The organism is Paenibacillus sp. GM1FR (genome assembly GCF_002803315.1).
GTDB lineage: Bacteria > Bacillota > Bacilli > Paenibacillales > Paenibacillaceae > Paenibacillus > Paenibacillus amylolyticus.
The window spans coordinates 43792-53613 of the sequence record NZ_MKZL01000024.1 but is presented as its reverse complement, the minus strand read 5'-3'; the positions used below and the strand labels follow the sequence as shown (position 1 = coordinate 53613).

At 40.6% G+C, this 9822-nt stretch carries 11 protein-coding genes and 1 pseudogene; all 12 read right to left on the bottom strand.

Translation table 11 applies throughout. The features are described from left to right. Positions 1-154: 154 nt before the first annotated feature. The 12 genes and pseudogenes from PAEAM_RS18710 to PAEAM_RS31610 all read right to left on the bottom strand — a co-directional run bounded on the left by PAEAM_RS18710 (position 155) and on the right by PAEAM_RS31610 (position 9821). Positions 155-1051: a nucleotidyl transferase AbiEii/AbiGii toxin family protein gene (locus PAEAM_RS18710; protein WP_243391402.1), complete on the bottom strand. Its 897-nt coding sequence runs from the start codon at positions 1049-1051 to the stop codon at positions 155-157. Between the two features lie 37 nt (positions 1052-1088). Next, positions 1089-1670, bottom strand: a complete 582-nt coding sequence (locus PAEAM_RS18705; RefSeq protein ID WP_100528558.1) for a hypothetical protein — start codon at positions 1668-1670, stop codon at positions 1089-1091. A gap of 203 nt (positions 1671-1873) precedes the next feature. Continuing rightward, on the bottom strand, positions 1874-2347 hold the full coding sequence (locus PAEAM_RS18700; protein ID WP_100528557.1) for an SMI1/KNR4 family protein: 474 nt from the start codon (positions 2345-2347) through the stop codon (positions 1874-1876). A gap of 378 nt (positions 2348-2725) precedes the next feature. After that, entirely contained in the window at positions 2726-2914 is a 189-nt protein-coding gene (locus PAEAM_RS32530) for an SMI1/KNR4 family protein (protein ID WP_279303096.1), read from the bottom strand. Continuing rightward, the gene (locus PAEAM_RS32525) at positions 2911-3201 is read right to left on the bottom strand and encodes an SMI1/KNR4 family protein (protein ID WP_279303095.1); all 291 of its coding nucleotides are present in this window, start codon (positions 3199-3201) and stop codon (positions 2911-2913) included. Before PAEAM_RS32525 ends, PAEAM_RS32530 begins: the two co-directional genes overlap by 4 nt. 61 nt (positions 3202-3262) lie before the next feature. Next, a complete protein-coding gene (locus PAEAM_RS32745; protein ID WP_354437613.1) occupies positions 3263-3337 on the bottom strand; it encodes an HNH endonuclease in 75 nt (24 codons plus the stop codon). Between the two features lie 111 nt (positions 3338-3448). After that, complete coding sequence (locus PAEAM_RS31850) at positions 3449-3616, bottom strand: hypothetical protein (protein ID WP_165789964.1); 168 nt, start codon at positions 3614-3616, stop codon at positions 3449-3451. A 367-nt stretch (positions 3617-3983) separates the two neighbouring features. Next, on the bottom strand, positions 3984-4460 hold the full coding sequence (locus tag PAEAM_RS18690; protein ID WP_100528556.1) for a DUF6985 domain-containing protein: 477 nt from the start codon (positions 4458-4460) through the stop codon (positions 3984-3986). Between the two features lie 20 nt (positions 4461-4480). Next, positions 4481-4573, bottom strand: a pseudogene (locus tag PAEAM_RS18685) (HNH endonuclease family protein); the annotation flags it as partial. A gap of 314 nt (positions 4574-4887) precedes the next feature. Beyond that, positions 4888-5343: a DUF6630 family protein gene (locus PAEAM_RS18680; RefSeq protein ID WP_100528555.1), complete on the bottom strand. Its 456-nt coding sequence runs from the start codon at positions 5341-5343 to the stop codon at positions 4888-4890. 17 nt (positions 5344-5360) lie between these two features. Then, complete coding sequence (locus PAEAM_RS18675) at positions 5361-6329, bottom strand: hypothetical protein (RefSeq protein ID WP_100528554.1); 969 nt, start codon at positions 6327-6329, stop codon at positions 5361-5363. Positions 6330-6347: 18 nt separating this feature from the next. Further along, a complete protein-coding gene (locus tag PAEAM_RS31610; protein WP_133120461.1) occupies positions 6348-9821 on the bottom strand; it encodes a hypothetical protein in 3474 nt (1157 codons plus the stop codon). Position 9822 lies beyond the last annotated feature (1 nt).

The window sequence follows — 9822 nt, the reverse complement described above, 5'->3', positions numbered from 1 at the left end:
TTTTCATAAGTATTACGTCATCCGTACTCATGTTGCAGCTTTCATGAAACGGGTCAATCAGAGTCCTTTTGAATTAATTGATCGGCTACTGGTTCGGGCGTAAAGATTTTCAGTTCAATCTATATAGGTCTGCTTCTTCAGTGCACGAAGATCTTTATGTATGCGTGGGGCAACTTGGTAAATGTTCATATGCGTCACTGTTAATACCAACGTAATTCATCGTTTGGCGCAGCTCCGATACAAATTCCATAAAATACACTTCAGGACTACGGCTTCCGGCATAATACTGCAAGTCATAATCGTAATTTAACCTCGAAAATACATCATGCAGATCGTCAACCAGTATCTTTTTCATATCCTCTCTCGTAATAGCTGGGTCCATGCTGCACTCGTTGGCCAGGGTCTGCATTGTCTCCTTGAGCGCCTGCTGATCGTATAACGGGTTAGACAACAGATGTTGCAAATCATACAAGTCTTTAAACCTGGGCCTCACTATCGTTTGATGCAGCTTCCATGCAATTTGGATGGAGAGTGGTACAGTGTAAGGAACGACAAAAGCTTCACCAACCATGGGTTGGTAGGATAGAGTAACAGGCTTCTCATCCAAGTCGAGGTTAAAAGATATATCAAGATGCAGTTCATCCTCATACTCATTTTCATTCCTTGGTTCACTATCAATATAAAAGGCAAGCTCCGTGTTCACCGTAGGAAAATCATCCGCCATCGCGTAGTCTATTCTTCTCCAGAAGGCATTCTCCCGAAAGCTTCGGAATATGATACCGTCATTCAGGTCCATCTCCGTTACCCGGATCATCCAGTCTGTAAATACTGCATTGGCCTGATCCTCAGTCTCAATTCGACCTGTATACAGAAAGTCGATGTCATCCACATAACGAATATTGGGATTCTCCAAATACTGTCTTGTTAATAAGCTTCCTTTTAATACAAATGGACTATTCACTAGAGAAGCGCGTTTTAATAGAGCTTCTAACACAACAATGAATCTCTCATCCTCATTTAGGAGGTGCATTTTTATGTTTTTTTCTGACACTCGTTCTCCTCCTCCATTCATCGTACTCAACATCCAATTAGATCCATCCACGATCCAGTTCTTCCCGGCTGTCATAGATGCACAGTTCATATTGCTGTTTTAACAGTTCGATCTTGTTCGTATGCAAAATGGCATGGATCTCTCCCACTTTACGATAAAAATGTTCTGCACTCTCATATTCACGGACCGTTACGAATCTCACTTTGCCATCTGCATTAAGTGAGTTCCGTGAGATATGTCCGCCCGAATCCGCGCACAGTTGCTTAAATACGGCCACATCATCCACACATACCTTTCCGTGCCATTCGAAATAAGGCTTGGACTGTGCCAGCATCGGCTGATCAAAATACGTTTCTTCCTTAGCCGGAATTTCCACCTTCGTCCGAACAACTGTGAATCCGTTATCCCGAAACTTCGCCCCAACTTCTTCAATAACATTCTTCACTTCTTCGTAATTCGTGCTATGTACAATGCCTGTAATCATTGGCTGATTAATATATTCACCTTTGTCCAAGACGATCAACACGGGCTTCACGTTCTCTTGATTACAGATGTTGATAAAGGTCTCTTTCTCGTTCTGCTTCAGATCACGCATGGTTACATGATATTCAAATTCCATCAGGTCACTTCCTTACTGATTTTTGTCATCTCTCATTAGACAGATCTCTCTTCTATCTTCTGTTAATTCTCCACTCACATCGCTCAACTCAAATATTTCCACAGATCTTCTTTAAGTTTTAGAATTCACGTTCAAAACGCACCCCTAATTTCTCTACAAGATACTGACAACTGGGGCATTCGTTAACATGAACTAGGAGAACTTTATTTACTCAGCAATTCAAAAAATTCTAATATATTGGTCGCGACTTTTTGTGTCACAGGAGAAAACTCCTCTGACTCTTCATGAAACCAAATAACTACAGTAGGCTCTTCTGTTTCTCTAAAATCCAAACAAATAAAATCTCCTGAAAAAAGCGCTGCAATAGGAACTACATTCATTCCCACTAAATCTTCATTATCAGTTAATCTATCACCTATTTGCGTAATAGTAACTTCAATATCATACCATCCATTAATAGGATCAGACTCACTGTCATCCAATATACATAGAAATTTTTCTATTATGTATTCTTGCTGATTCATACTAAACATATTTGTGATTGGTACAGCTCCGTTATGTTCCTTAATAAAGTGCCTATAAGATTCAGGGAATGAAACTCTGAAACTTCGCTCAACTGCATCTAATAAATCATCGCCTGGTAATGGAACGACAATCGTATTAACATCCATTCTCATATGCTTCACTTCCCATTCTCATCTTTTAACACATGCCCCACCACATGGACTTTAACCAGGAAGATCAGAATCCCCTAACAACAACTTCCTTTCGTACACACCATTAGTATAAAACTGGATATGATGCTCTTTCTACCATTTGGAAACTCAAAATAACTCGATTCCATTTGAGTGTTGTCGTCATCATTTTGGCATAGGAATCTGAAACAGGCTCTCCTGTATAGGGGTGAACTCCCAGCTCAAACAAGCACACCTTTAGGTAACAGATGTAACAACTATAGCCATTTCATCAAACTATAAAAAACTCACTCCTGACTCATTGTTCGAGTAGGAGTAAGCCTTTTAATTTTTCTCATATGATTGCATTATAGGAAGAACCTATTCTTCTAGCATATCAAGAAAACGATTAACATTATCTGCAATTTTTTCTGTAACTGGGTCATACTCATCTGATTCCTCATTATACCATATACAAACAACTGGATCGATTTTACTTTCAGTATAGTCTAGACAAACAAATTCTCCTGCAAATAGAGCTGCAATTGGTACTAATTCAGCACCTGTCATATCTCCATCAAAGAGTATCCTTTCATCCAATTGACTGAAACAACCTTGATATCATACATACCTTTATCATGCTCGCTTGGCTTGTCCAATAAACAAAGAAAACGATCAACCACATATCTATTCGATTTAAATTCAAAAAATCGAGTTATTGGAATAAATCCATTGCTTTCCGATATAAAATCTATAAAATCTTTAGGAAACTCGATTTCAAAATTCTCTTCTACACGCTTAATTAAATTACTACCTGGAAGCGGATAAATTATACTGTTATTTTTTATTTTTAACATATTTCACCTCTCAAATTAATGTCTTGGGGCGTCTGCTCAATGTCCCTTTGTTCTTCCTCCATTATGCTTTTGCAATATTATGAATACCAAAAGGTACAAGTTGCATCAATCCGCTTTCCTCATTATGGTGACAAATTGTTCTTCTGGTTGTACTTTATTTGGTAATCTAGCGTTCAGTCACTTGAATTGTACAACCTCTGTTGCCTTCAAAAGTTCCTTGGTAATATATCTTCTACAATACTACACTTCATATCGGAGATTTCAAACCTTTTAATTTCTTCACTTTAACCGTCGGGAAAACCGCTTCGTACTCCTCAATCGCCATGAACAGTGGCTCTAGCTCTGGTGGCAGATTCGCTACATGAACAGGCGCTTTGTTGCTGCCCTCCTGTTGCAATAGGCCAGCTCGTACCATGGCCTCCCCTCCAAAATGGGTGAGAAAGCGAACATAACAAAAAACAGATCCATTATGGTGGTATCTGAACATAATCGACCCGTTCAACTTGATGCTATTAAGTTAAGTAGGGGATAAAATTTAAGCGTTGATGTGCGTACAAACAAAATGAAGAAATCTCTATACAGGTACTACATAGGTTAAGTATGGGATTAGTTAAATGATGGCTTCATTTGGTACTGGGTGGGGGTTACTTCATTAATCGCCGCCATCTATATCAGAGAATGAAAAAGACCACAACACGGGCGGCTAACTCGCATTGTGGCATTATACGATCTTGTTGCTGGGGTTATAAACCAAGTTTACACTAAGTCTTTGACAGCCCCTGTTAAAGTACAATATCTTGAAGACCCACTTCTATTACTTCTTCATTTTCAACACCAATACCCAATCCGTGTTCTTGTTCCCAAGTGCAATCACATAATATCCCTACTCTTCTAATACCATCCTCGAAATCATATCTTATTAGCAAACCTGTAGGCGTAACAAGTCTCCCTAACTCGTCTATTGATGAAATCTTTGGAGCAATTTTTTCAACTTCTTCACTATCACTTTGCATTGCTCGATAATCTTCAAAGTTCTCTAAATAATACTCTAAAATCTTATCTTCGCTTTCCTTTACTATGCTAGGCATATTCGCTTTGAATTGCGAAAAAGCATCCCGTTGGTTCGGAGTAATTTCTTCATTCTCTTCGCCATAAATATTCAAAAGTATTTTTCGTTTTTCTCCAAATATAGTTATCTCTGTCGTCCCTATCCATAAATCTTCATAAACAATTTTTCCAAACAACTCATCTTTTTTCATTTTTAGAGTATCGTCCTTTCTTATTTAACTTCACTTACACCACCAAGGTGTCCAAAATTAGAATTAACACTACTCGGAACCAATTGTATGGTTTTCCCATCATTAAGTTCATACTAAGTATACTTGTTTTTTTGTTCTCCATATTGCCATTTCAGCCTTGCCCTTAAAATTAAATTCCGTATCCAGGCCTCTTTTGCATTGCATCATTTTATCTTTCACATCATACGATATGTAGTCATGAGAAACCCGGACTCCTAGCTGTTCATCCAATTTTTTTGTCATTTTTCATATAATTCTTAATGACTTTATGTATCATATGGTTGATCAAAGTTTTGACTTTTAAAACGCAAGATTAACCCTTTCTAAAAAACCTCAAAACAAATAAGCTCCAGACAAATAACTGGAGCTTATTTGTTTTATCTTTGAACTAAATATACAACTGGATATGACGCTCTTTTTCAGGAATATCTTCATCTTCTAATAAATCCACTTGAGTTAGCGCACCCTCATGCTTAAGTTCAGCGATGAACAATGCATAGAAGTCTCCTGCTGTCGGATAGGAGAATAAACCATATCCTTTTCGAGAAATTAACTTGTTCACTTCCCTTATTTTCTCAGGGAGATATTTGTAGTCAAACTCTCCTAACTCTTCTAGCTGATCTGCAGTTCCCAATTCGATATCATAGGCATACTCATAGTCTAAAATGTAATTGACGATTTCCTGATCCACTTCTCCTTTGTAGTCCAGAAATAAAAACCGTTTGGTCGCTAAGCCATGATTCAGCATACTATAATACGCCAGTGATTCATCCGGATCATTCAAAATCATGTCGATATCCTCTGTATTATCAAATATTAACGGCACCAAATCTTCATCTGCCATGCAATCTTCCTCCTCTCCTACTCAAACAGAACTCCATGGTGGTTCGGGATATACTCAGGATAGTTTTTCCGATAAAAATCATCAATCATTCGTAGAACGGGGTCCCACTCTGGATACGGTTCAGGATCTTGAATATTCATTTTAGCCTCCGGTGAGTTCATCAGGAAATCATCAAAATGACTTGGATTGGGCAGACCTTGTTTTTTTCTCACATGAAGCAAATACAAAATTTCATAAGGATAGAAAGCGTAATCATAATTACCAAATTCAAGCGATTTCCCTAACTCCGATGCAAGCATGGAATGATGTTCGGACATTCTTCCAATTAAACGTGTAATTTCATCCAATTCAGGCGTATTCCATTGTTCCAATACTTCTCTGTAGATTCCAAGTTCTTCTGGAATCAAGCCACATGGCTGTTCCCGATCTGTTAATGCGGATTTCACAGCCAAGTGAACATATTTATTAGTTCCTTCAATTTCTTGCTTGGTATGTTGGAGATATAACTCTAGTAAAAACCAGATATGTTGATTCCAATCATTGGCTTCCATTAAATTATCTCCAATATATTTGACTATAAAATCAAAAAATATCTGTTCCTCCTTCGCCCATCCAAATAAATTGAAGTGAACTAATGATACGATGCTATTTTGAAAAGAATAATCAATTACTTTCATCTCAGGATAACGATCTTTATAAATGTGCCTGCACATACATTGATAAAAAGTTACTTGCTGTATGTGTTTCAACCCCATAGGATTTACCCCTTCTTTAATTAACACTTCATTTTTCCATACTTCCAACCAATAAGAAGATATTTTGTACATTCTATTCAACAATTTGTGATCTTGATCTACTGCATTACTTTCTACCAAAGAAACAATCTCAAGTTTAGCTTCATCATATTTAGCTTGAACATCATTCAAACCGTCATCAAAGTTTTTGACATAGCGCTTGTATGCCATTTTCATTTTTTTCACATTCATTTATAGTCCCCCTAATTTTCAATTTATTTCCTTACTCCAATCTTTTACTTTGACGACATCTACCCCAAAACCTACGGATGTTTTAGAAATATCCACTTCAACCCTAATATAATCAAATTTCAATCCAGGATAATCGTCAATTAGCTTTTGAAGTTTCTCTTGAAAAACAGAAAAACTTTTATTTTTACGGCTTGACATCACTTCAAAATATTTTGGACCACCGAGTTTTTGCTCTGTTGAATAGTTGAAATTTCCCCACTCGGAAGTCTTAGCCTCAATCATGGTTAATTTAGGAGGCGGACCTTTGGACAAAAAGGCTCCATCTATTCCGTTCCTACCAACTTGAAATTGATCGGAAATATCCTTACCCAGATTGTTGTTTATTGCGATTTTTTTCGCAACTTCCTCGCCAAAGTCACCCTTATCATGATCATAATATTTTTTATTATCGATTTTTCGCTCATACCCTTCTACACCGGATAAATCAAATTTACTACTTATATCATCTGGAGTATCTAGTTGATTGGCCAGCTTACTTCGTTCTCGTTTTAACTTCTTAATTTCTTCTTCACTGGCCCCTACTTTTTCCTTAATTTTAATTTTCTGATCCAGATCGTCAAGTTCTTGTTGGATTTGCTTTTGACTCTTTCCTTTTTTCTTTTTCAGATTGTCATTAGTATTTGGTTCTTTTGTATCATTTGGTTTCTTCGTTTGTTCGCTAGGGCTGCCCTCGTCCTTCTTCGTGGTTGTAGACGGTTTCCAAGTGTTCACTTCATTCGGTGTTTTATTGTTAACTGAATTCGAACTTTCTGGCTTTGTTCTTGCATCTTTGAGTTTCGTACTTGAACCATTTTGTTTAGTCCCTGTACTTGAAGAACTTGGTTTTGAGTTTGCTGGCTTGTTATTTCCAGATGAACCGGTTTTTACAGTCTGCTTCGAAGATTCAGCTGCAGTCTTGGGAGGGTTCCCAGAGTTAGGACTCGTTTCAGTTTCAGCTTCTGTTTTACCACCAGAACTTGCTTGTCCCGTTTTTTTCGACTTATCCCCGCTCCAATCGCTTCCTCCACCAGAAACGATCCTCATTTTCTGACCGTCTGTCCATTTCTTCTTTGCAAATGTCGCTGCTGTTTTTAATCCGTTACCAACAACTTGCATGACCTTTCCTTCAATGTCTGGCGTCCTTACCCTTAGATTACCACCAATCATCGTTCCGTTCTCTATTAAATCGCGATGCATTTCATAATCGTAGATCATCTCTACGAATTTCTCATCGCTAATCGGATTGTAAATCAACTGTGTCAGATATTTCATCTGTTCCAATGTCAGGTCCTGACGCAACCAAAAATCGTAATCTTTTACTTCCTCGACGGTAATATTATGATATATGCCAGCCCTGTCTAATGCCCATGAAATTTCTTGGTAATAGGGCGAAAAGAAGGTTTGATGTTGAACATCGTCTTTCTCCACACTCTTGAAAAATTCCAGCGACTTCTGCAGGTCACGTTGGGCTTTTTCATGCGCCCACTTCTCACGGAAGTAACTCGGAATCTGCTCATAAGCAAGGCTAATCTCCTTGTTCTGTTGTTCCAACTTCTTAAAGAAATCGGTCACCGAAGTCGATGTAGTCAACTCTTTGGCGGCCGTCAGCATTTTACCCAACATCGTCCATTTTGCTTCGTTCTCCTGCTGTTGCAGCTCAGCAAAACCATTCGTAAATCGGTCCAGCAAATTCAGAGCCGAAGGCTTGAAGGAGCCTATCTTCGGCACGCTCGCGATGAGACCCGTGGCAACGGCAGCAATGCCTACGCCGATGGCTGTCTGGGCAGCAATCCCCCCTAGAGCTCCCAGGATCGGAATCATAGCAGTGATGGCCAATGCAGCTCCAGCCAACGATCCATCTTTCGGGTTCGTCGTTGATGCCTGCGTCACTCCAGCAGCCTCTGCGGCTGCTGCGGCCTGAGCCGCTTCGTACTCCTCAATCGGCATCAGCGGTGGCTCCGGCTCCGGAGGCAGATCCGCCACATGAACAGGCGCTTTGTTGCTACCCTCCTGTTGCAATAGACCTGCTCGTACGTTGGCCTCCCCGTCCAAAATGAAGCTACCACCCCCGCCAAGAAGCCAAATCGCTTCTGGTGCTGTAGCTTCGATCTGTCCGGCCGCAAGCAGGATATTGCTACCTTGAATGGACAGATTGCCTGGACTATTCAATACGATCCCCTGATCATTCAAGGTAATCGTTAACCCGGATCCGGCTTGCAGTGTAACCTCCTCAGGCGACATCCCGATAGAGCTCCCGGCAGGATGCCCCCAGACTTTATGGTCTGTCCCTCCGTTAGTGGAACGTTTACCCTCAGAGATGGAATGACGAATGTACGCTCCGGATTCAAGACTACTTGGAAAATATAATTCCACCTGATCCCCGATCTCCGGCATCATGTATAATCCGCTATGCCCTTCCGCAGCATAAACTGGCGCGACCGGATAGGGGCAGGCGGAGCCTGGCGTCATCGGGCCCTCATCCATGGGTAATTTGATCTGAATGTGATCATGAATCACGCGGACCACCTCGCCGTACAGCGATAACCCAATCAGGTCCGATAGGTTGCATCTAGGTACACGAATGTGGTCTTCGAGTACCATGCGGTATGTCGTCATGAGCAACCCGGATTCCAGTCGCGAATGGGCATACACCACGGTCAGCTCTCTACCATCCGGAAGTTCGACCTTGTCTCCGAGCGAATAGGTCTCGACACTTTCCACCGTATATTGCAATACGCCTTGCGATCCCTTGGAGCCCTGAATGATATATCGATCTTCCGTTCCGGAGCCGTGCCAGTCGATTCCAGCCAGTTCCTTACGAACCTGATAAGGTTGGTCTTCTGGCCATTTCCACAACTTGCCTGCGGGCAAACCGATATACAGTTTGGGTGATGCCGCTGTGATTTCCGGGACCAGCACTGTACCGAATCGCGAGGCAAGCCTGCGTAGGAACATCCAATCGGTCTCTTTATATTGTAATACAAGTCCGCTCAATGAGGTATTTCCGGTAACCTGATCCATGACATCCGAATAGCGGTAAGAATTCATAATGAATTGAATGAGTTCCTTGAACGTCCACCCTCTGTTTTGAAAGGCTCGTTCCTCAATTCGCATATCCATTTGATAGGAGTTGGACAAGGCTTCAAGTTCGAATCGATAGACCCCTCCCGACAAATGAACCGAGAGCGATGTCATTACGCCATGGAAGAGTCTCCTCACTGATCTACCATTTTCATCGACTTGTCTGAGTACGATAGATTCCCCTTCAGCCTGAACTTGAAGAATGCCCGGCCCATCCTCTTCCGGAATTATACCGCTGACGTAGAGTTTCGCATGCTCGTTCACTTGGCGGGTAATTTGCACGCCTTCTAACGACTGTGCACGATAAGGCCAATATAGACGTATTTGCTCATAGCCGATCTGGTCGAGTTTCTTCTCCGTAATTTCATTCATC

What these genes read in the sequence shown, in the direction of transcription:
- PAEAM_RS18705 (WP_100528558.1), bottom strand. Translation starts at nt 1,670, where the DNA reads ATGGAATTTGAATATCATGTAACCATGCGTGATCTGAAGCAGAACGAG.
- PAEAM_RS18700 (WP_100528557.1), bottom strand. Translation starts at nt 2,347, where the DNA reads ATGAGAATGGATGTTAATACGATTGTCGTTCCATTACCAGGCGATGAT.
- PAEAM_RS32530 (WP_279303096.1), bottom strand. Translation starts at nt 2,914, where the DNA reads ATGACAGGTGCTGAATTAGTACCAATTGCAGCTCTATTTGCAGGAGAA.
- PAEAM_RS32525 (WP_279303095.1), bottom strand. Translation starts at nt 3,201, where the DNA reads ATGTTAAAAATAAAAAATAACAGTATAATTTATCCGCTTCCAGGTAGT.
- PAEAM_RS31850 (WP_165789964.1), bottom strand. Translation starts at nt 3,616, where the DNA reads ATGGTACGAGCTGGCCTATTGCAACAGGAGGGCAGCAACAAAGCGCCT.
- PAEAM_RS18690 (WP_100528556.1), bottom strand. Translation starts at nt 4,460, where the DNA reads ATGAAAAAAGATGAGTTGTTTGGAAAAATTGTTTATGAAGATTTATGG.
- PAEAM_RS18680 (WP_100528555.1), bottom strand. Translation starts at nt 5,343, where the DNA reads ATGGCAGATGAAGATTTGGTGCCGTTAATATTTGATAATACAGAGGAT.
- PAEAM_RS18675 (WP_100528554.1), bottom strand. Translation starts at nt 6,329, where the DNA reads ATGAATGTGAAAAAAATGAAAATGGCATACAAGCGCTATGTCAAAAAC.
- PAEAM_RS31610 (WP_133120461.1), bottom strand. Translation starts at nt 9,821, where the DNA reads ATGAATGAAATTACGGAGAAGAAACTCGACCAGATCGGCTATGAGCAA.